This is a genomic window from Labrys sp. F242, from assembly GCF_057813875.1.
The window spans coordinates 2,783,314-2,802,827 of sequence record NZ_JBVASG010000001.1 but is presented as its reverse complement, the minus strand read 5'-3'; the positions used below and the strand labels follow the sequence as shown (position 1 = coordinate 2,802,827).

Sequence of the window (19,514 nt, the reverse complement as noted above, 5' to 3'; positions counted from 1 at the left end):
CTGAGAGATTTCGTCACTCTTCCTTGCTGAGGAACCGCGTCAGATGCTCGTTGGCGGCGTTGTCCTGCCATCCCTTCACCTTGTTCGAGACCAGCCAGAGATCGGCATTGGAGAGTAGCGGCGCGACGGGCTGGTCGCGCGCCAGCAGCGCCTCGGCACTCTCCAGAATCTTCAGGCGCTTGGCCGGATCGGCTTCCGTATAGGATTTGGCGACCAGCGCGTCATAGTCCGGACTGGCAAAATGGGAATAGTTGAACGCCTTGTTGGCCGTCATTGGTAGCGCCAGGAAGTTTTCGGCGTCGGCATAGTCGGCCACCCAGGCCGCGCGCGCCACCTCGTAGGTGCCGCCGTCGCGCAGGAAGGCGTAGTGGGACTTGCTGTCAGAATTGAGCAGCGAGACCTCCACGCCGAGCGCTTTCCACATATCGGCCACGGCGGTGGCGATCCGGCGATTGTTGTCGTTGGTGCCGAAACGGATGGTGAGCTTCAGTGGCTTGCCGCCCTCGCCGAAGCCGGCCTGCTTGAGTAGGTCCTTTGCAGCGTCCTCGCGGTCGAGCTGGGGCATCTGCGCGAAATCAGGCTTGGCGGATGTATAGCCTGGCAGGCCCGAAGGGACAAAGCTGTAGCTGCCGACGCGTGTTCCCGAGAAGATCTTCTCGGCCAGGAAATCGCGATCGACCGCCATCGACAGAGCGCGCCGAACCCTGGCATCGTTGAAGGGCGGGGTGCGGGTGTCGAAGGCATAATACTCATTGGTCAGGTTCGGCGAGACATGCACCTGATCGCCCACCTTCTCCTTGAGAAATTTCAACTGATCGGCCGCGAACTCGAAGGTCATGTCGAGCTCGCCCGCAAGAAAGCGTCGCTGGGCTGCGGCCTGGTCATCGATCGGATAGGAGATCACCTTATCGATGCGGACATTGGCGGCATCCCAGTAACGCTGGTTCTTCACCAGCGTGACATGATCATTGGCAAGGTTCTCGGTCAGGGTGTAGGCACCGTTGGAGATCAAATTGCCGGGCTTGACGAAGTCGGCCTTGAGCTTCTCGACCGAGGCCTGATGCACCGGCAGGGCGCTTTGATTGGCAAGAAGTTGCAGGAGATAGGGCGTTGGCCGTTCCAGCGTGATCTCCAACGTTCTATCATCGAGGGCCTTGACGCCGAGCGTATCGACGCCGGCCTTGCCGCTGTTCACGGCTTCGGCATTCTTGATCGGATAAAACAGATTGGCGAAGCTGGCGGCTTCCTTGGGATCCTCGAGCCGGCGGAAGCTGAAGACGAAGTCACCGGCGGTGACCGGATCGCCATTGGACCATTTGGCGTTGGGGCGCAGCTTGAAGGTATAGACGAGACCGTCGGACGACATCGACCAGCTCTCGGCTGTCCCCGATGTGATCTTGCCGGCAGCGTCGAAAACGGTGAGCCCCTCGAACAGGTCCTTGAGGATGAACTGTTCGGCAATGATCGAGCTGTGGGTTGGATCGAGCGTCTGCGCCTCGGCACCATTGCCTTTGTGAAGCACCGTCTCGGCCCAGGCAGGGTGGGCGGACCCACTTAAAAGGCCGGCCGTGAGGGGGAGGACGAGGGCGAATAGTCTCAGTGCTGGCTTCATGCGGACTTCCCCTTATGGGCGTCCCGGCTGTTGCCGAGATTCGTTATGGCACGAGTAAACGTGCTCGTTCCGCCCGCGACAACCCTGGATATTCGCGGGGGATAAGACCTTCGGGGCCTGGGTTCAGATTGCGGTCCGGCGCAACAACAAGATGAGTCCCGCGGCGATGATGAAGGCGGCTCCGAGCAGGGTCACCATGTCCGGTACGTCGCCGAAGGCGAAATAGCCGACGATGGCGGCGCCAACGAGTTCGGCATAGACGAGAGGTGCCAGGGTCGAGGCATCGGCGAAGCGAAAGGCGATGATGGAGAGCAGGTGGCAGACCGCCGAGATCAGGCCGAGGCCGGCGAAGAGCAGGAGATGATCGACTGCGGGGGCGGACCAGGAAAGCACAGCCTGCGGCGTAAGCAGCGCGGCACCGACGAAGCACTGAAAAGCCAGGGTCTTGACGGGATCACTCTGCTGGGCCGCTCGCCTGGTGGCGATCAGGTAGAAGGCAAAGCAGATGCCGGAGGCCAGGGCCAGCAGAATGCCGGGCTCGATGGCGCTGCCGGGCTGGAGAATGATGAGCGAGCCGGCGAAGCCCAAAGCGAGGCTGACGCCCTTGGCCAGCGTCATGCGTTCCTTGAGCACGACGACCGAAAGCGCGACGGCCAAGACCGGGCCTACGAAATAGGCGCAAAGCGCCGTCGCCAGCGGGATGCGGGCAATGGCCAGGAAATACAGGGTCATCGCCGCGACCAGGAAGACGGTGCGCGCGACATGGGAAGCAAGATGCTCGGCCGGGAACATCCTCTTGCCATGCAGGAGGGCCGAGAGAGGCAGTACCGCCAGACCGGCCACTGCATAGCGCGCCCAGCCGATGAAGAAAGGCGAGTAGTCGGCACTCAGATATTTGGCGATGCCGTCGACGGACGGCACGCTCACCATCGCAATGATCATGGCCAGGATGCCTCGGGTGGATCCTGAGGTTTCGGCGGAGGCAGGCATGGCCATGAAGGAACCTATCGATAACCGGTCGCGTCAGCCGGCTTCCCGGCTTCTTCGACCTCCGGAATGTAGCGCCAAGCGTCGGGCTGGGAGCCGTCAAGATCGGTGAAACCGTAGATTCGCGCCAGTTGTCCGCTCGAAAGAGACTGCCCGTTCCAGCGATTCTTTTCAGCATCGCCTGCAAGAGCCGCCACTGCACGCCCGACAAAGCGCGGCGTTTCCGAAATGACGAAATGCGGCACCGTCGCCATGGCATCCCGCCAGTTTTCTTCTGAGACGCCGAACGCCTCGAGCATCATTTCCGAACGCAGCCAGCCCGGGGTGAGTGCCACCGAGGTCGCGCCATGCTTGGCAAGGTCCTTGGCATGCGCCCAGGCGAGGCGGATCACCGATGTCTTCACCAGATCGTAAAAGGGCGAGAGACGATAGTGTTCGGCATTGTATGCCGCCGTCCCGTCCGTCATCTCCACGAGAAGACCGCCGGGGCGCTCGATCAGCAGGGGCAGGGCGTGGTGTGCGGTGATCAGATGGGTATCGATGCCCAGGCGCAGCAGGCGCAATCCCTTGTCGAGATCGTGCTCCCAGACGGCCTTGTTCCATTCGAACAATTTCTCGCCGCCCCAGATGTCGTTGACCAGGATGTCGAGGCGGCCATGTTCGGTCCGGATCCGTTCCACCAGGCCGCGCACCTCGTCGGGTACGAGATGGTCGACGCGGACGGCAATGCCCTTGCCGCCCGCAGCATTGATCAGTTCGGCCGTCTCCTCGATGGTTTCCGGCCGGTCATATTCCGAGCGATGGCCGCGCGTGCTGCGTCCGGTGACATAGACGGTTGCACCTGCCGCACCGAGTTCGACGGCAACGCCTCGGCCGGCTCCTCGCGTGCCGCCCGTGACCAGTGCGATCTTTCTGTCCAGCATGAGAACAACTCCCAGTTTCGATAGCGAGCACCTTTTCTCGTTGCCCGAAACAATATATATAAATGATCGTTCGGTTATAAATGGTTGTCAAGATGCCTAGACACAAGACTTTGTCCGATGAGGCCGTGCTGGAGGCGGCCCTCAAGCTGCTTCACAGCAAGGGGCCGGAGGCTCTGACATTTGCGGGTTTGGCGCAGGCCTGCGGACTGGCCGCGGCCACTCTCGTGCAACGCTTCGGCAGCAAGGTTCACCTGAAACAGGCCGCATTGCTGTATGCCTGGGATCGTCTGGATGAAAAAACCGCACAATTGGCAGCACGGGCATCGCGCACGCCGGAGGGCGCGATCGACCTGCTGGTCGCCCTTTCCGGGGATTATGGCGGTATCGAATCCTATGCCGAGGGATTGCTGATCCTGCGGGAAGATCTGCGCGATCCTCTATTGCGGGCCCGCGGCGCGCGCTGGCGCGCGGTTCTCGTCGGCGTCCTCGATGCTTGTCTGGCGAAGCAGAGCGACGGGCAGGCGGGGCTTGGCCAGTTGATGGCCTCACAGTGGCAAGGCTCGCTGGCGTGGTGGGGCTTCGAGCCCAAATGCAGCATCGCCGACCAGGTCGGATGCGATCTCAGGCATTTCATGGCTGCACTGCAGCATCGTCGAGTGGGCGCCTGACGGGCGCCCACTCTATCACTTTAAGCCTCCTCGCGGAGGCCCAAGATCACCGGGCTTCGACGGAGCGAAGCTGCGTCACCTGAGCACGCTCCGGCAGCTTTACCGGCAGCGGCGCGTCGTCGCCTGCGTGGTCGAGCAAGGCCATGCGTTCGGCGACCCAGCTTTCCGCCAGCGCAAGCGCATGCGGCGTCATGCGATAGGTGCGCACGCGGCCGGCCTTCTCGGAGACGACGATACCCCCAGCTTCGAGCACACCGAGATGCTTGAGCACCGCAGGCATGCCCATCGAGAGGGGGAGTGCGAGTTCACTGACAGAGGCTGGTCCGCGGGCAAGACGATCGACCATGGAGCGACGGCTGGTATCGGCGAGCGCATGGAACATTCTGTCGAGTATAAGAGGATCGAGGCGAGCTTCCACGTCAGGCTACTTTCTTAGTCGGAGGAGGAAACCGGCCAGCAACGTGCCGGCCGGTGTGGCGTCAAGCCAGGGAAAACAATCGCGGGAATACCAGTCTGGCGGGTCCCGGGCCTGGAAAGGGGAGGCATCGGCGTTGAGTTTCGATGGATGGTTTGGTTCGGCGAATGCCTGGGTTTCACATGCGCGATCCGGCTCCCGATCTTGCCGGTGAATCAGCTGATACGATGAAGGAGAGAGCGTCATCGTCAGGCCTCAAAATGCCAATGATCTTCCAAACCGCGCTGGGCTGCCCAAGGAGCCTATCGAATTGATATCTTTCGAAATTCCAAACTTCTGTCCGTCTTGCCGATCACAAAAAGAAGCCCGCTGCGCGGGCTTGGGAGGGTATCGAGAGAACCGAGCGAAGGTGCGAACAGCACAGCATGGAGGGGATCTGTTTGGAGATCGCTGCGCCGTTCGCAAGAGCAATCTAGACGGGCGGCGCTAGGAGCACACTCCGTCAAATATGACGTGTCGAATTTGACGGATTGGCTGGGAGGCGCGAATAGCGCGCAGGCCTCGCGGCGTGTGAAGGCGAGGCTTTTTTGCATAAAGATGCGTAGATTGGAATAGATTTAGCAGGTTCGGGCGCTGGCAGGAAGCCGATCCTGATACCTCTTTAGTAGCAGGCTTGGCATTTGCCATGGGAAAGAGCCGCTGCGGACGCCGATTCGGCCGCGATCGAAACAGCCATCGAGCCGCGGTGGCTGGCCTTATTCTGCCGGCGCGGCAATCTCCTTCTCGGTCAAGGTGAGCCTGGCCAGAATCAGCGCCGCGATAGCGCAGAGGGCGATGATGGTGACCATCGGCAAGGCCGTGCCGTTGAAGAACAGGCTGGCGATCGCGATCATGACAGCCCCGGTCACCATCTGCGGCGTGCCGCCAAGGGCCGAAGCCATGCCCGCGATGGGGCCGTGACGTTCCAGCGAAAGTACCATGCTGGTCGGAATGACCAGGCCGAGGAAGGCAAAGGTGATGAACAGCATCACGATCAGGACGGGCAGGCTATCGACACCGCTGGTAACCACCGCGAAGTGACGCCGAAACCCAGAAAGAAGGCCATCAGGGTCATTTGCGCGGCGGCGGTGCTGGTCTGGAGATGCTCCGCCATCGAAGGGAGGGCGGGAATATACATATCGATTGCAAACGGGCCGATGGCGGCTAGCAGGCCGAGCACCAGAGCGTTGCGAGCAAAGCTATGCGGCATGGCAAATCCTGTGATGACCGGCGAGTTGGAAAGCCTCGAAGACGCGCCCGATGCGGGCGGGAGGCATGAACCTGAAGGTCTGCTTGCCGCTCACGTGGTTATCGCGGGCCGACTCGTCAAGCAAGAGCCTGAAATAGACAGACCAGTCCGTCCGTCGGCCGTTCTGCCGCGAAATCGCGCCTACCGGCCGCTCGAGAAAGGAATTACGGTATGTAGGTGCTGTAGATGGTTCGAGCTGAAAAAGCCGGCAGCGACAACCGGCAACGAAAACGGGGGAAGAAGTAATACTTCTTCCCCCGTTCACCGATTTCTCGAAACGCCAAGCTTTCGCAAGCGAAATCTGCACTTGGTTATTACGTTAAACAACTCCCGGCAGAAATGGCACCCACAAACTCAATAGCGTCTTTGTTAACAAGGTAGAATGCTACAATCAATTTCGGCTCTGTCCAGCACGAAATTGAACCAGGCTATCCGTTGCGGAAGTTATATCGATTTACTTTTTTTAGATGAGCATAAGTATCAAAGCGGGTAGCTTTGGAGACTATTCGATGCTGACGTTTCACGCGTCGCAATGTGGCTCGAGTGACTGGTGATAGGCGAGCCCACCACACGAGCCATCCGTCGTGACGGCCGCGTCATCCGTCTTTTCGGCGCATCAGGCCCGGCCCGCAAGAATTTCGCGCAAGGCGCCCGCCACGATATCCGCCTTGTCTTCGGTCATGTTGTAGCCCGACGGCAGATTGATGCCGTGCCTGGCGATCGCCTGTCCCTTGTCGTGCGGGGTGACCAGGCGCTTGGCGGCCGGGCGATCGGCGAAAGCTTGCATGCTCGACAGGGGCGAGAAGAAAGGACGCGTATCGATGTTACGCTTGTCGAATTCGGCCATCAGGCTGAACTTGTCGAGACCGAGTGCCGGATCGAGCACTACCGTCACCATCCAGAAGGAGTTCTCGCTATCTTCCGGTTCGGCATTGAGTGTGATGCCGTTAAGCCCGCCGAGCCGTTGCCGATACCAGTCGAAAATGGCGCGCTTATGGGCGATCAGCGTGTCGATGCGTTCCATCTGCGCGACGCCGAGCGCTGCCGTCACGCCGTTCATGCGATATTTGAAGGCGATTTCCTGATTGATGAAAAGGCGGTGATCTCCGGGTGCCCGGCCATGATCGCGCAGGCAGAGCACGCGCTGGTGAAGAGCGTCGTCATCGGTCACCAGCATGCCGCCCTCGCCGGTGGCGACCGTTTTCGAACCATGGAAGCTAAAGGCAGCGGCCCGTCCGAAGCTGCCCGCCCGGCGTCCGCGATAACGAGAGCCGAGAGCCTCGGCCGAATCCTCGATGAGATGGATGCCGTGCCGGTCGGCAATCTCCTGCAAGGCCTGCCAGTCACACATCGAACCATAGAGATCCACGCCCAGGATTGCCTTGGTCTTGGGGCCGATGGCGGCCTCTGCGGCGCGCGGATCGATGCACCAGGTATCCGGCAGAATGTCGACGAGCACCGGCTCGGCGCCGACATAGGTGATCGGTGCCACCGAGGCGATCCAGGTCACGTCGGGCACGATCACCTCGTCGCCCGGGCCGATGCCGAGCGCGGCCAGGATGAGATGCAGCGCCGCTGTCGCATGAGGCACGCTGACGGCATGCTTCACACCGACATAATCGGCCATCATGCGCTCGAAGCGGGCATTATAGGCATAGTGATTGGCATACCATGCCGTGCGGGCAGCCTCCGCGGCGAGTTCTGCTTCTCTCTCGGTGATGGAGGGACCTGCGACGGGAATGCGTTCGGGAGCAATGATCACGGGGACTCGGCTCTACTTGATTGGCAGTCGATACATACCGCGCTCGCCTACGCGACGCCAGAGTGATCAAAACGCTCGGACCAGCGCGAGATTTGGTAGTTGCAGCTGTTGCTGCAAAGGAATAGGACATCCCTTGATTGTTGCTGATAGGAGCCCGCGAGCGTGTCAGAGCCCTGCGTAACTATAGGGATTCCTGTCTACAATGCAGAAGACATGATTGCGGAATGTCTGGACTGTTTATTGAGCCAGACATACAAGAATATTCATGTCGTTATTTCGGATAACGCTTCAACAGACGGCACTCAAGCCATCATCGAGCGATATGCGGCAATCGATAATCGAATTACATATTTGCGACGGCCTGCGAATGTCGGGCCTGTGAAGAATTTTCGTGGCCTGGTGGACGCTGCGGAGACGCCGTTCTTCCTGTGGCGAGCGCATGATGATTTGTCGTCCGCCGATTATGTCGAGCGGTTGGTAGCCGCTTTTGATAGAACGCCGGATGCCCTACTGGCGGTTCCTACCGTCATGACCTATCGAAACGACCGGCCTGTTACCATTGCGCGTCCTCGAGAGCCGCAGGGAACGCAACTCCGACAGATCGCGGATCTTCTTTATGACTCTCACGCAAGCTGGTTTTACGGAATGTGGCGAACGGATGCCTTGCGTGGAATATTGGACTATGTGAATCGAGCGTACCCGGACCCCTGGGGGTCCGATCATCTGGTGATGTATCCAGTTTTCATACGCAGAGCCGTTGCGACGGCGCCGGAGGCTCAGTTTTCTCAGCGAGTCATCTGGAAGGAGGCCAATCGCTCGATGAGGATCGTGCCGGCTATGCATCTGATCCGGCTGCGGCGAGCCTATTGGAAAGCTTGCCTCCATAATATCGATGAAGCCGGATTTAGCGGAGCAAGGAAGCTTGCCCTGAAGGGAATTACTTTTTTCTATGTCGGTAAAAGGGTTGCCCGAGTTGGGAAGATTACCCGTGTCGCCATCAGACAGGTTTTAGCCTTGTTCAAGAGCAAAACTCGAAAATAAAGAAACTTTGAATTCCAATATAATTCTATAATTGTTTCTCCATCAATATTACATCATAAGATTTATCATCCGTATGAAAATGATTCAGTAGTGTACCTACAATTCGAAAATTCATCGACTGGTAAAGCGAGAGCGCAGCGAGATTATCTGCTCTGACTTCCAGGAGTATTTTCTCCAGTTGGTATTTTTCCTTTGCGACGGCAACGAGATTCGCCATTGCAAGGCGCCCCAGACCTTGGCCTCGGGCGCTCTGCGCAAGAGCGATCCCAACAAAGCCATACCGGTTGCGATGGTGAATGTTGGTAATCTGGGCAAAGCCTATTGGTTCGTCCGTCGTATCGTCGGCAATGACCATGAAACTGCCATCGGGGTCGCTTTTCCGGCGGTCTAACCATCCCGCGACTGCATCATCATCCGTCGATGCCACCACATTGAGAAGCAGGGCCTGCAGCACGGAATCTCTCCGAAGCGAGGCAAGAAACTCAAAATCGCTGTTTTCCGGAGATCTCAAGCTCACTCGCTTCAATATCGTATTCCTGTTTGCTTGACTGCGTTTCCCAAGAACCCGGGAATACGAAAATCCATGAAGAGTTAGCAGCCTTTTCGTTACTCCCATGAACCACCGCCAGTAGTCGATAGGGGGAGTCTGCCGGTCAACGCGTCATGGCTCCTGCTTTGCCAGAAATTCCCGCCAATGCGTGGTTCGGGGTTGCAGATATTGATGGGCATCGCGGCCGACATGGCCGATCAGGTCGAGGACGGAGACATGAGGGGTAAAGGCGACATCGCCCTGTGGCCATGGTGTTAGGCTGTAGTCCATATACTCGACGCTCACGCCATTCGATTCGAACGCCTCATGGTCCATATATCGCGCGGCCCCATGTCCGGTAAGATATCGTGTCCCTCCCAAACTGAGGACGATGTCCAGCACGCGCCTCCACGAGGAGCCGGGTACATTCAGCGCGCTGCTATAGGTTATTTTGCGCGATTTTCCGATGCCGATATAGGCTGCAGATAGCTCTATGCTTTGGATGAGCGCGTCACACAGTTTCTCTTGCTGGTATGCCTCATCAAGGATGTCGATTGCATCCTTCGCATGAGGCCCATTGGCGAGCGATTGCTTGAGGAGCAACTGGTGACTTGCCCGCCAATCGGCCGTCGTTGCATCCAGGTCCATGATGGCCTTGTAAGTGCCCCCGCCGGCAAGCGGAATGGTCATCCACTTGACTTGATCACCGACCTTGATTTGCACGCGATTTGTAAAGCTTCCTTTCGAAAACTGAGCATCATCCAAATAAACGTAAATATCCGCCAAGGCGAGTTGCTCGAAAAAGCCTGGCCAGGGGAACAGCATGGGTTGGGTGATTACAACAGTTGCCATGTTCAATTTCAGAGTTGTGAGTCGCGCGCTTTATTTCGCTAGGATATTAAAATAGCATCTTAATTATGGAATGGCCTAGCAGGGCGACGATACCCCGCCATTGGTTGAGGCGCTCGCATTTCATCGTCCAGATGCCTCGGGTACTCAAAGCTGGGCGAGGAACGCGGCTGGGTCCCGCAATAGCGATGCCCTGGCTCGGATGGCCGCATCCGGCCAGGTCCACCAAGCACTGGCCAGCAATTTTTCGATGGTAGCGTCATCGAAGCGGTAGCGGATCAGTTTGGCGGGCACGCCACCCATGATGGCATAGGGAGGCACGTCCCTGGCCACCACCGCGCCGCCGGCGATCACGGCGCCGTGCCCGATGGTGATGCCGGTCATCAGGGTTGCACCCATGCCGATCCAGACATCGTGTCCGATCACGATCGGTTCGTTCTTGGGATAAGGGCGATCGATCGTCTCGTCGACGATTCCCCAGCCTTTGAGGTAGGTGGCGGGGCTGGTCGAGACAAGGTCGAGAGGGTGGTTGCCGCCGGAGACCTTGATCTCGGTCGCAATCGAGCAAAAAGCGCCGATCTCGGCAATCATGGATTGCTTGGTGCAGAGGGGGCGGTATCCGTAACTGTATTTGCCGACGGAGATGCCGAAACGCTGCTTGACCAGTGCCCGCATGAAATCGTCCCGCGGGCCATAGCGGTGGCGCGACCATTTGGCGGCTTTGCGCAAGGCAAAGCGCGGCAGGCCGATTTGTAGTGCCCGCCGATGCAGGGCGGAGCGAATGACGATATCATCGGGAGCGTAGGTCAGGGTCGTCGCTTTGGGGGAAATTGCCACGGCAGACTTTCGTTTCTTCGCCATCGTCTCTCTCGGCCAAGTCAGCCCCTATGCGGCGATCGAGAGTGGGACCGCCGGAGCTCCCGTTGCCTACACCAACTCTACCGACTTCCTCAACGGCTTCTTCGAAGGCTGCCGGCTCTTCTTCATCGCGCCACGGAGACAATCGAGAGGAGGCTGCAATACACCAAACATTGGCGGAATTTCCCGGCGCGGCCTATCCGTCGGCCTGGCCGGGAAACTCTGGTTAGGCGCTCATGTCAGAACTTCGGCATCGGCGGCAAGGGGGCCAGCGCAGAGCCGAACCATTTCTGGTTGATCTGGCTGAGCTGTCCGTCAGCCACGATCTCGGCAATGAAACCGTTACACCATTCCTGCAGGGCGGCGTCGGCCTTGCGGAAGGCCATGCCGTTGGCCTGCTCCTTCATCTTGAACTTGGCCTCGATGCCGAGGCTGGCATAGTCCTTGGTGAGCTGGGCGAGCACGGTATTGGAGGCGCCGATCGACTGCACCTGGCCCGATATCAGAGCCTGAGTGGTGGTGGCGTCGTCGTCGAAACGCATGATCTGGGTGCCGGAGGGGGCGATCTGCGAGACGGTGATGTCCTGCGTCGAGGCGCGGGCCACGCCCACGGTGACGCCGACGAGCTCTTCGGGTTTGGTTACCTTCAGGTCTTTCGGCCCCATGATATAGGTGGTCAGCGTGCTGTAGGGATTGGAGAACAACACCTGCTTCATACGCTCGGGCGTGATGCCGAAAGTGGCGATCAAAAGGTCGACCTTGTTGGTGAGCAGATAGGGGATGCGGTTGGGCCCGCTCACCGGCACCAGCTCCAGCGAGACGCCGAGCTTCTTGGCCATCAGGGCGGCGACGTCGGCATCATAACCGGCCGGTTTCTGTTCGGAATCGGTGCCGCCGAAGGGTGGATAGTCGGTAAGGACGCCAACAATCAGCTTGCCGCGCGCCTTGATTTCATCGGGTGTCGCGGCGGCTGCCGGCTCGGCGGCGAGGGGCAGGGCCAAGGCAGCCATGCTGGCGGCGAGGCACAGCCCCAGCCTTCGGCGCGAAATCGGATATGTCAAAGCCATGATCGTGTCCTCCCGTTGATTGAAAATTTCAGCGTCTTGCCACCGTCAGCCGCCGCTCCATGGCGCGGCTCCAGAGCGACAGGGGCCAGCACACCAGGAAATAGGCGAGCGCCACCAGGCCGAAGATGGTGAAGGGCCTGAAGGCGGCGTTGTTGATGATCTGGGCGGCGCGGGTGATCTCGACGAAGCCGATGATCGAGGCGAGCGAAGTGCCCTTGATCAACTGTACCAGGAAGCCGATGGTCGGTGGGATGGCGATGCGTATGGCCTGGGGAATGACCACCTTGAACATGCGCGGCACATAGGTGAGGGCGAGTGCCCGAGCGGCCTCGCTCTGGCCGGGTGGCACCACCTCGATGGCGCCGCGCCAGATCTCGCCGAGGAACGCACTGGCGTTGAGGGAAAGGCCGATCGCCGCCGCCGTCCAGGGATTGACGTCGATGCCGAAGATGCCGGGCACGAAAAAGGCCAGAAAAAGCTGCATCAACAGCGGGGTGCCCTGGAACAGCTTGATATAGCCCATGGCCAGCCAGCGCAGGGGCCGGATTTGGGCCGTGCGCGCCAAGGCGACGAGGAGGCCGCCGAGGCCGCCACCGATGAAGGCGACCACCGAAAGCAGCAGCGTCCAGCGCACGGCCAGCAGGATGTAGAGAATGTCGGCTTCGCTGAGAGTGCGCATGCTGCCTCCTACCGCCGGCTCGGTTGGCGCAGGAAGGCGCGCTCGATGCCAGCGAACAGGCACCAGAACACGATCGACAGGGCCAGATAGACGCTGGTCGCCACGAAATAGACCTCGAAACTACGGAAGGTACGCGACTGGATGTCACCCGCCGCTGCCGTCAGTTCGCTGGCGGCGATGGCCGAACAGACGCTGGAGTTGAGCATGAGCAGGATGAACTGGCTGGTCAGCGAGGGATAGATCGCCTGAATCGCCGGTTTGAGGATGACGAGGCGGAAGATCTGCAGCGGCTTGAGGCCGAGCGATTTGCCGGCCTCGATCTGGCCCTTGGAGATGCTCTCGATGCCGGCGCGGATGATCTCGATGCCATAGGCGCCGACATTCACCACCAGCGCCAGCAGCGCCGCGCTGTTCGAGGAAAAGCGCAGGCCGAGCGAAGGCAGCCCGAAGAAGATCACGAAGACCTGGATGAGGAAGGGGGTGTTGCGGATCAGCTCGATATAGGCGTCGACGACGTAACGCAGCCAGGTTGGGCCGGAGGTCTTGGCGAGCGCGCCGACCACCGCCACCACCATGCCGATCGCCATCGCCAGCCCGGAGAGGACGAGAGTGTGCAGGGCGCCGGCGGCAAGCTCCGGCCAATGGGCGAAGACGTCAGCGAACTCGAATTCGTAACTCATGCCGTCCGCTCTCGCGGCAGTCCAGTATCGGCTCGGACGGAACGGCCCACGCGGCGTCTCCCTTTGACGTTCCCGTTAAGCGCCCGATCTTCGTGGGCCTCGATCGATGGAACGCAGCTTTGCATGGATGGCCGGCAGGGTGAAGCGCCAGCCGGGAAGATATCCAAGGATATTGGAAAGACCGCGCGTTGAGCGGTCAGTGAGCCTTGCCGGGCAGGATCAGGCCGGGTGAGACGGCGCCGAGCACGATCGGCTTGTCCTTGCCACAATGGAACGAGCGGGCGTGCTCGTCAGCGATCTTGCGCGCCAGGGCATTGGCGCCGGCATTGGCCCGGGCATCGACATAGCCGAGGTGACAGGTGCCATCCTTGCCGAGCCGGGTGACGACGAGCACACGGCCGGAGGCGGGCGAGGGACCCTTGGCATCGGATTTGTGGTCGGCTTCCGTCATCACCTGCCATTGCAGGATGGTGGCGAACGGTTGTTGCTCGCCGGCAGCGAGACGCCATTCCACCGTACCCTGATAGGCACTGTTGAAACCGGCGAAGGTTTCGTTGGCCGCGATGTCGTTGGCGCCGGCCTTGCCGAAGCTCACGAACATGCGCTGGTCGCCGGCGGCAAGCCGCACCGGCAGGCCTCTATAGCCCGGGCAGCGCCAGGTGCCGTAGTCCTCCTCGTCGCTTCCCGGCTGGTGGGGGCATTTGGCGGTATCGAAGCTGGTATAGGCGCTGGTGAAGGGCTCGGCCGCGAGGACGCCGGAAGAGAGCAGCAGCAGGACGGCCAGCCCCAGCAGGAAGCTGGCGAAAAGGGTCTCCGCGATGTCGTTGCGTGTCATGGCGCTCCTCCTGTCTTCCCGGTTTCGCTGACGCCCTTCTAGGGCCGCCTCGACGAAGACACTGTGCAGGATGACACGGAGCCGGCTCGGCGAGCGGCAGAGCAGGACTACTCCGACCGGCGGAAGACATCCCGGATGGTCTTGATCGCGCCGGCTTCCTTCACGCGATAGCCCGGCAATTGCGAGATGGCGGTGTGAAATTCCTGGCCGCGCATGACCGCCAGCACGCGCTGCATGGCGGGCTGGTCGAGGATCTGTTTGTGGCACACGAAGACATAGTCTTCGGTGAGGAGGCGCACGAAGTCGAGGCCGAACTGCCGGGCGGCCGCCTCGACCCCGAAGGCCACGTCGGCGAGACCGCTGGCGACATAGGCGGCGACGGCGGCATGGGTGAATTCGGAATGTTCATAGCCGTTGATCCGGCTGCCATCGATGGCGTGCTGGGCCAGAAGCTGTTCGAAGACGAGCCTCGTGCCTGAATCCGGATCCCGATTGACGAAACGGATCGATGGTTCGAGCAGCTTTTCCAGCCCGTCTATCCCGCGCGGATTGCCACGCTGCACGATAAGGCCGACCTCGCGCGTTACGAAGGAGATCACGCGGTGCAGATTCGGGTTGAGCCAGCCCTTGCTGGCAGCGATCGCGCGCTTGCGCAACTCACCCTGCGGCAGATGCATGCCGGCGAGGTCGCAGCCGTCATGGACCAGCGAGACCAGTGAGCTCTGATTGCTGACATAGCGAAAATCGATGTCGATATCCGGCTCTCGGCTGAGAAGCTCGCGCAGCTTGGGCACAGCGAAGCCGTGGCTGGCATGGATGCGCAGCACCAGCGGCCCGTGCGGCAGCATCTGGTTGATTTCGGTTTCCAGTTCCTGCGAGAGATTTTGCAGCAGCGGTCCCAGCCGCGCTTCCAGCCGCTGTCCCGCCCAGACCAGTTTCTCCCCGAAGGGTGTGAGGCTGGTGCCGCTGCCTTGCTTGCGGACGACGATGGGCGTGCTGAAGAATTCGGACCATTTCTCGATCAGGTTCCAGGCGTGGCGATAGGAAACACGCGCCTTGTCCGCGGCGGCGGTGATCTTTCCGGTGGCGCGGATCTCGGCGAGGAAGTCCAACATGATCTGGAGCGATTGCGCATCTTCCTGCCGGCGAAAACGCCAAACGGGCTCGATCTCGATCCGGATCATGCTCTCCCTCCGACTCGAAGCTTTGCGGCGAGTGCGCCAGCATATGAAATTGAATTCATATTATATCCGTCACAACATAGGATCGTTCGTTCATAACTCCAGCGGTGTTTATAAGCAGAAGATTTCATATTCCCATGATTTTATTAGGTAACTAGCATCATTTCTGTCCTGCGGCCGACGGCCTTCGTCGCCGACAACAAGATAAAATATGAACTATAATACATATATGGGAGCTCTAGCGTGCTTAAACGGGTTTATGGCGACATACATGATCTCTTGATCGACGGCCGCCGGGTCGCGGCCGCATCCGGTCGCAGTTTCGAGACACTCAATCCCGCGACCGGCGAAGTCGTGGCCCGGGTGGCGGAGGCAGATGCCGGTGATGTCGATGCCTCCGTCCGTTCGGCTCGTGCGGCCTTCGAGGGCAGTTGGTCGCGGATGAAGGCCAGCGAGAGAGGAGCGTTGCTCCTGAAACTGGCAGATCTCATCCGCCGCGATGCGGATGAATTGGCACGGTTGGAGAGCCTCGATTCCGGCAAGACAGTTTCCGCCATTCGCCGCCAGGACCTGCCCGCCGTTCTCGACACGCTCACCTATTATGCCGGCATGGCCGACAAGATTAACGGCCAGGTCATACCGGCCCGCACTGACGCTTTGACCTATACGATGCGTGAGCCGCTGGGGGTTGTCGGCGCCATCATTCCCTGGAACTTCCCGCTGATGATCGGCATGTGGAAGATCGCGCCCGCGCTGGCCTGCGGTTGCACCGTGGTGCTCAAGCCCGCCGAACTGACGCCCCTCACGGCCCTGAAGATCGGCGAACTCGCGCTGGAGGCAGGCTTTCCCGCCGGCGTTCTCAACGTCGTGCCGGGGTTTGGCAAGATTGCCGGCCAGGCGCTCGTCGATCACATGGATGTCGACAAGATCACCTTCACCGGCTCACCTGTGGTCGGACGCCAGATCCTGCAGGGGGCGATCGGCAATCTCAAGCGCGTGACGCTCGAACTGGGCGGCAAGTCGGCCAACGTCATCTTCCCGGACGCCGACCTCGACGCCGCTGCCAAGGCGGCGGGAGCCGGAATCTTCTTCAATACGGGGCAGGTCTGTTCTGCCGGTTCGCGCATTCTCGTGCATGAGAGCGTCTATGACGAAATGGTCGAGCGGCTGGCGGCGCGCGCCCGCTCTATCCGCCTCGGGGATCCCCTGGAGGCATCGACCACGATGGGGCCACTGGTCTCGGAGGTGCAGATGAAGCGGGTGCTTGATTATATCGACATCGGCCGCAAGGAAGGGGCTTCCATTGTCACCGGCGGTGCCAGACATGGCAAGACCGGCTATTTCGTCGAGCCGACCGTCTTTGCCGGCGTCCAGCATGAGATGCGTATCTCCCAGGAGGAAATCTTCGGGCCTGTCGCGGCCGTCATCCCATTCAAGGACGAGGAAGATGCCATCCGCCTGGCCAATGGCACGGTCTACAGCCTGGCTGCCGGTGTCTGGACCGGGGATATCGGCCGGGCGCACCGCTTTACCCGGCGGCTGAAGGCCGGCACGGTCTGGGTCAATACCTATGGTCCCACCGACGTCCGCCTGCCCTGGGGTGGCACGCGCGATTCAGGCTTTGGCCGCGAGCATGGCGATGCCGCCATCGACAATTTCACCGAGCCCAAGGTGGTGTGGATCAACACCGGCGCCTGACCAAAGCAGGAGCCGGAAAACCGTGCTGCGGTTTTCCGGCAAGAATCTGCGTCAAGACAAGAACCTAAGCAGACGAAGCGTCGGCGGAGCCACGCAAGTTTGCCTGGCGCCGGCCTGAATGCCGGGTCCCCGAGACATGGAGCGTTTTCCAACCCCACGCGAGCGGGGACGGAGCTTCTTTGCCTGTATTCATGGAGAAATCATGCGTATCGCAATCATTGGCCAGCAAGCGTTCGGCAAGAGCGTGCTGGAAGCCTTTCTGGCCCGCGGCGACGAGGTGGCGGCCGTCTTCTGTGCTCCCGAAAAGCCGGGTGCACGGCCCGATCCGCTCCGCCTCGCCGCCGAGGAGCGGGGGCTCAAGCTGTTCCAACTGCCCAATCTCAAGAGCCCGGCAGCCGAAGGCGCCTTGCGCGCGCTCGATGTCGATCTCGCCGTCATGGCCTATGTGCTGCAATTCGCGCCGCAATCCTTCGTCAACATCCCAAGGCACGGCACGATCCAGTACCATCCGTCCCTGCTGCCGCTATATCGGGGCCCGAGTTCAATCAACTGGCCGATCATCAAGGGGGACAGACAGACGGGCCTCACCATCTTCCGCCCGACGGACGGACTCGACGAGGGACCGGTGATCCTGCAGAAGACCGTGGCGATCGGCCCGAATGACACGCTCGGCAGCGTCTATTTCGACCATCTCTTTCCCCTCGGCGTCGAGGCCATGCTGGAGGCGGCGGACGTGGTCGTGGCTGGTCGCCATGCGGAACACATCCAGGACGAGAACCTCGCCTCCTATGAGGGCTGGTGCCGGGATGCCGAGGCCAGGGTCAATTGGAATGCCCATGCCGAGGCCATTCACAATCTCATCCGAGGCTGCGATCCTGCTCCCGGTGCCTGGACGACGGTGCAGGGCCGGAAGGTCCGCCTGTTCGGCAGCGTGATGTGGCGGGTACGCCGTTTTGGCGATGTTGCCGGTAAGGCCGGGGAGATCACTGCCATCGGTGAGCAGGGCATTGCGATTGCGGCGCAAGGAGGCATGATCGAGATTGCCACAGTCCGCAACGATGCCGGGCAGAAGCAATCGGCCGCCGCCTTTGCAAAGTCGCACGGTCTTTCGGTCGGGGATCGCTTCGAATCCGGTGCCGATGTCGATCTCGCTGCTGCTGTGGGCTGAAAGCTGAGACAAGAGTGCCGACGCCGCAACGGCGTCGGTTTCCCGGCGCTGCCGGAAGGGCCTATTCGGCAGCCAGCGCGCCGCGTCGGATCTGGTCCTCCTCGATCGACTCGAACAAGGCACGGAAATTGCCCTCGCCGAAGCCTTCGTCGCCCTTGCGCTGGATGAATTCGAAGAAGATCGGGCCGATCACAGTCTTGGAGAAGATCTGCAAGAGGATCTTGGTCATGCCACCGTCGCGCACGCCTTCGCCGTCGATCAGGATGCCGTGCTTCTTCATGCGCTCTATCGGCTCGTCATGGCCGTTCACCCTGGCATGGGAGCGCTGGTAATAGGTGTTGGGCGGGCCCGGCATGAATTTCAGGTTGTTGGCGGCCAGTTTGTCGACCGAGTCGTAGATTCCCTCGGTGCCGACGGCGATGTGTTGGATGCCTTCGCCATGATATTTCTTGAGGAATTCCTCGATCTGGCTGGTGTCATCCTTGGACTCGTTGAGCGGGATGCGGATCTTGCCGCAGGGCGAGGTGATGGCGCGGCTGACGAGGCCGGTGATGCGGCCGTCGATGTTGAAGAAGTGGATCTGCTTGAAGCCGAACAATTCGCGATAGAAGGCCCACCATTTGTCCATGTTGCCGCGATAGACATTGTGGGTGAGGTGGTCGAGATAATAGAAGCCGACACCGGCCGGCTTTGGATCGTGCTCGCCCAGCCAGTCGAATTCCCGGGCGTAGGCCGAGCCTTTTTCGCCATAGGCGTCGATGAAATAGAGCAGGGAACCGCCAATGCCGACGATGGCCGGCACGTCCAGCGTCTTGTCGTTGCCTTCATAGGGCGTGGCGCCCCGGGCCACCGCATGCTCGAAGGCGTGCTTGGCATCGACCACGCGCCAGGCCATGGAGGGCGCGCAGGGGCCATGGGTTTCGACGAAGCGCAAGGCGTGGCTGCCGGGCTCGGCATTGACGATGTAGTTGATGTCGCCCTGACGCCAGACCGTGATGTCCTTGGTCTTATGGGTGGCGACAGGCACATAGCCCATGCTAGTGAACAGCGCCTGGAGCTTGGCGGGGTCGGGATGAGCGAATTCGACGAATTCGAACCCATCCGTTCCGGCGGGATTGTCGGTGGTAATGGCCGCCGGCGGCGCGTCATGCGGGAAAGGGCCCATATTTTCCTCCTGCCATAGCGTTTTGCGATTTGACGGAGCCGGCAAGGATCGCAAAGACGCGTCGTAACAAATAGCTAGAGCAAAGAGGCGTTCAGCCATGAATGCGCTT

General features: G+C 60.5%; 20 protein-coding genes. 4 read left to right on the top strand and 16 right to left on the bottom strand.

Going from position 1 to position 19,514, the window contains the following annotated elements; genetic code table 11:
* Nucleotides 1–13: 13 nt before the first annotated feature.
* From ACZYTC_RS13155 to ACZYTC_RS13145, 3 genes are all read right to left on the bottom strand, one after another.
* Complete coding sequence (locus tag ACZYTC_RS13155) at nt 14–1,612, bottom strand: peptide ABC transporter substrate-binding protein (protein ID WP_488989766.1); 1,599 nt, start codon at nt 1,610–1,612, stop codon at nt 14–16.
* Nucleotides 1,613–1,735: 123 nt separating this feature from the next.
* Complete coding sequence (locus ACZYTC_RS13150) at nt 1,736–2,608, bottom strand: DMT family transporter (protein ID WP_441773778.1); 873 nt, start codon at nt 2,606–2,608, stop codon at nt 1,736–1,738.
* An 8-nt stretch (nt 2,609–2,616) separates the two neighbouring features.
* Nucleotides 2,617–3,522: an SDR family oxidoreductase gene (locus ACZYTC_RS13145; protein ID WP_441773779.1), complete on the bottom strand. Its 906-nt coding sequence runs from the start codon at nt 3,520–3,522 to the stop codon at nt 2,617–2,619.
* A gap of 92 nt (nt 3,523–3,614) precedes the next feature.
* Between ACZYTC_RS13145 and ACZYTC_RS13140 the strand changes: the two genes are divergently transcribed.
* Nucleotides 3,615–4,190 carry a TetR/AcrR family transcriptional regulator gene (locus tag ACZYTC_RS13140; RefSeq protein ID WP_434959610.1) on the top strand — a complete coding sequence of 192 codons (576 nt, stop codon included), beginning with the start codon at nt 3,615–3,617 and terminating at the stop codon, nt 4,188–4,190.
* Between the two features lie 46 nt (nt 4,191–4,236).
* Here the strand turns inward: ACZYTC_RS13140 and ACZYTC_RS13135 are convergent, their stop codons facing one another.
* From ACZYTC_RS13135 to ACZYTC_RS13120, 4 genes are all read right to left on the bottom strand, one after another.
* Nucleotides 4,237–4,572 (bottom strand): ArsR/SmtB family transcription factor, encoded by a 336-nt coding sequence (locus ACZYTC_RS13135; protein ID WP_441773780.1) that lies wholly within the window; start codon nt 4,570–4,572, stop codon nt 4,237–4,239.
* A 788-nt stretch (nt 4,573–5,360) separates the two neighbouring features.
* Entirely contained in the window at nt 5,361–5,675 is a 315-nt protein-coding gene (locus ACZYTC_RS13130) for a hypothetical protein (RefSeq protein WP_488989765.1), read from the bottom strand.
* Entirely contained in the window at nt 5,639–5,854 is a 216-nt protein-coding gene (locus ACZYTC_RS13125; RefSeq protein ID WP_441773782.1) for a hypothetical protein, read from the bottom strand. The genes ACZYTC_RS13130 and ACZYTC_RS13125 overlap by 37 nt, the downstream gene beginning before the upstream one ends.
* Before the next feature lie 655 nt (nt 5,855–6,509).
* Nucleotides 6,510–7,655, bottom strand: a complete 1,146-nt coding sequence (locus ACZYTC_RS13120) for a DegT/DnrJ/EryC1/StrS family aminotransferase (RefSeq protein ID WP_434955648.1) — start codon at nt 7,653–7,655, stop codon at nt 6,510–6,512.
* Nucleotides 7,656–7,817: 162 nt separating this feature from the next.
* On the opposite strand from ACZYTC_RS13120, the gene ACZYTC_RS13115 reads away from it, so the two are divergent.
* Nucleotides 7,818–8,696 carry a glycosyltransferase family 2 protein gene (locus ACZYTC_RS13115; RefSeq protein ID WP_488989764.1) on the top strand — a complete coding sequence of 293 codons (879 nt, stop codon included), beginning with the start codon at nt 7,818–7,820 and terminating at the stop codon, nt 8,694–8,696.
* A gap of 25 nt (nt 8,697–8,721) precedes the next feature.
* On the opposite strand, the gene ACZYTC_RS13110 is transcribed toward ACZYTC_RS13115, so the two are convergent.
* The 8 genes from ACZYTC_RS13110 to ACZYTC_RS13075 form a co-directional block, all read right to left on the bottom strand.
* Nucleotides 8,722–9,312 carry a GNAT family N-acetyltransferase gene (locus ACZYTC_RS13110; RefSeq protein ID WP_488989763.1) on the bottom strand — a complete coding sequence of 197 codons (591 nt, stop codon included), beginning with the start codon at nt 9,310–9,312 and terminating at the stop codon, nt 8,722–8,724.
* Between the two features lie 45 nt (nt 9,313–9,357).
* Nucleotides 9,358–10,077 carry a WbqC family protein gene (locus tag ACZYTC_RS13105; protein WP_488989762.1) on the bottom strand — a complete coding sequence of 240 codons (720 nt, stop codon included), beginning with the start codon at nt 10,075–10,077 and terminating at the stop codon, nt 9,358–9,360.
* A gap of 144 nt (nt 10,078–10,221) precedes the next feature.
* The gene (locus tag ACZYTC_RS13100) at nt 10,222–10,935 is read right to left on the bottom strand and encodes a CatB-related O-acetyltransferase (protein ID WP_488989761.1); all 714 of its coding nucleotides are present in this window, start codon (nt 10,933–10,935) and stop codon (nt 10,222–10,224) included.
* A gap of 236 nt (nt 10,936–11,171) precedes the next feature.
* A complete protein-coding gene (locus ACZYTC_RS13095; protein WP_488989760.1) occupies nt 11,172–11,999 on the bottom strand; it encodes a transporter substrate-binding domain-containing protein in 828 nt (275 codons plus the stop codon).
* Nucleotides 12,000–12,027: 28 nt separating this feature from the next.
* Complete coding sequence (locus ACZYTC_RS13090; protein ID WP_488989759.1) at nt 12,028–12,678, bottom strand: amino acid ABC transporter permease; 651 nt, start codon at nt 12,676–12,678, stop codon at nt 12,028–12,030.
* A gap of 8 nt (nt 12,679–12,686) precedes the next feature.
* Entirely contained in the window at nt 12,687–13,358 is a 672-nt protein-coding gene (locus ACZYTC_RS13085) for an amino acid ABC transporter permease (protein WP_488989758.1), read from the bottom strand.
* Between the two features lie 196 nt (nt 13,359–13,554).
* On the bottom strand, nt 13,555–14,193 hold the full coding sequence (locus ACZYTC_RS13080; protein WP_488989757.1) for a hypothetical protein: 639 nt from the start codon (nt 14,191–14,193) through the stop codon (nt 13,555–13,557).
* Between the two features lie 107 nt (nt 14,194–14,300).
* Nucleotides 14,301–15,377: a substrate-binding domain-containing protein gene (locus ACZYTC_RS13075; protein ID WP_434955657.1), complete on the bottom strand. Its 1,077-nt coding sequence runs from the start codon at nt 15,375–15,377 to the stop codon at nt 14,301–14,303.
* A gap of 240 nt (nt 15,378–15,617) precedes the next feature.
* Between ACZYTC_RS13075 and ACZYTC_RS13070 the strand changes: the two genes are divergently transcribed.
* Together ACZYTC_RS13070 and ACZYTC_RS13065 are read left to right on the top strand one after the other, a co-directional pair.
* Nucleotides 15,618–17,072, top strand: coding sequence for an aldehyde dehydrogenase family protein (locus ACZYTC_RS13070; RefSeq protein WP_488989756.1), 1,455 nt, complete (start codon nt 15,618–15,620; stop codon nt 17,070–17,072).
* 202 nt (nt 17,073–17,274) lie between these two features.
* On the top strand, nt 17,275–18,240 hold the full coding sequence (locus ACZYTC_RS13065; RefSeq protein WP_488989755.1) for a methionyl-tRNA formyltransferase: 966 nt from the start codon (nt 17,275–17,277) through the stop codon (nt 18,238–18,240).
* Between the two features lie 61 nt (nt 18,241–18,301).
* Here ACZYTC_RS13065 and hppD read toward each other — a convergent pair whose 3' ends face one another.
* The gene (gene hppD / locus ACZYTC_RS13060; protein WP_488989754.1) at nt 18,302–19,405 is read right to left on the bottom strand and encodes a 4-hydroxyphenylpyruvate dioxygenase; all 1,104 of its coding nucleotides are present in this window, start codon (nt 19,403–19,405) and stop codon (nt 18,302–18,304) included.
* Nucleotides 19,406–19,514: the final 109 nt, after the last annotated feature.

Excerpts from the sequence above, each read along its gene's own strand:
- ACZYTC_RS13155 (WP_488989766.1), bottom strand. The coding sequence starts at position 1,612 with ATGAAGCCAGCACTGAGACTATTCGCCCTCGTCCTCCCCCTCACGGCC.
- ACZYTC_RS13150 (WP_441773778.1), bottom strand. The coding sequence starts at position 2,608 with ATGGCCATGCCTGCCTCCGCCGAAACCTCAGGATCCACCCGAGGCATC.
- ACZYTC_RS13145 (WP_441773779.1), bottom strand. The coding sequence starts at position 3,522 with ATGCTGGACAGAAAGATCGCACTGGTCACGGGCGGCACGCGAGGAGCC.
- ACZYTC_RS13140 (WP_434959610.1), top strand. The coding sequence starts at position 3,615 with ATGCCTAGACACAAGACTTTGTCCGATGAGGCCGTGCTGGAGGCGGCC.
- ACZYTC_RS13135 (WP_441773780.1), bottom strand. The coding sequence starts at position 4,572 with ATGTTCCATGCGCTCGCCGATACCAGCCGTCGCTCCATGGTCGATCGT.
- ACZYTC_RS13125 (WP_441773782.1), bottom strand. The coding sequence starts at position 5,854 with ATGCCGCATAGCTTTGCTCGCAACGCTCTGGTGCTCGGCCTGCTAGCC.
- ACZYTC_RS13110 (WP_488989763.1), bottom strand. The coding sequence starts at position 9,312 with ATGGGAGTAACGAAAAGGCTGCTAACTCTTCATGGATTTTCGTATTCC.
- ACZYTC_RS13105 (WP_488989762.1), bottom strand. The coding sequence starts at position 10,077 with ATGGCAACTGTTGTAATCACCCAACCCATGCTGTTCCCCTGGCCAGGC.
- ACZYTC_RS13100 (WP_488989761.1), bottom strand. The coding sequence starts at position 10,935 with ATGGCGAAGAAACGAAAGTCTGCCGTGGCAATTTCCCCCAAAGCGACG.
- ACZYTC_RS13095 (WP_488989760.1), bottom strand. The coding sequence starts at position 11,999 with ATGGCTTTGACATATCCGATTTCGCGCCGAAGGCTGGGGCTGTGCCTC.
- ACZYTC_RS13090 (WP_488989759.1), bottom strand. The coding sequence starts at position 12,678 with ATGCGCACTCTCAGCGAAGCCGACATTCTCTACATCCTGCTGGCCGTG.
- ACZYTC_RS13085 (WP_488989758.1), bottom strand. The coding sequence starts at position 13,358 with ATGAGTTACGAATTCGAGTTCGCTGACGTCTTCGCCCATTGGCCGGAG.
- ACZYTC_RS13080 (WP_488989757.1), bottom strand. The coding sequence starts at position 14,193 with ATGACACGCAACGACATCGCGGAGACCCTTTTCGCCAGCTTCCTGCTG.
- ACZYTC_RS13075 (WP_434955657.1), bottom strand. The coding sequence starts at position 15,377 with ATGATCCGGATCGAGATCGAGCCCGTTTGGCGTTTTCGCCGGCAGGAA.
- ACZYTC_RS13065 (WP_488989755.1), top strand. The coding sequence starts at position 17,275 with ATGCGTATCGCAATCATTGGCCAGCAAGCGTTCGGCAAGAGCGTGCTG.
- hppD (WP_488989754.1), bottom strand. The coding sequence starts at position 19,405 with ATGGGCCCTTTCCCGCATGACGCGCCGCCGGCGGCCATTACCACCGAC.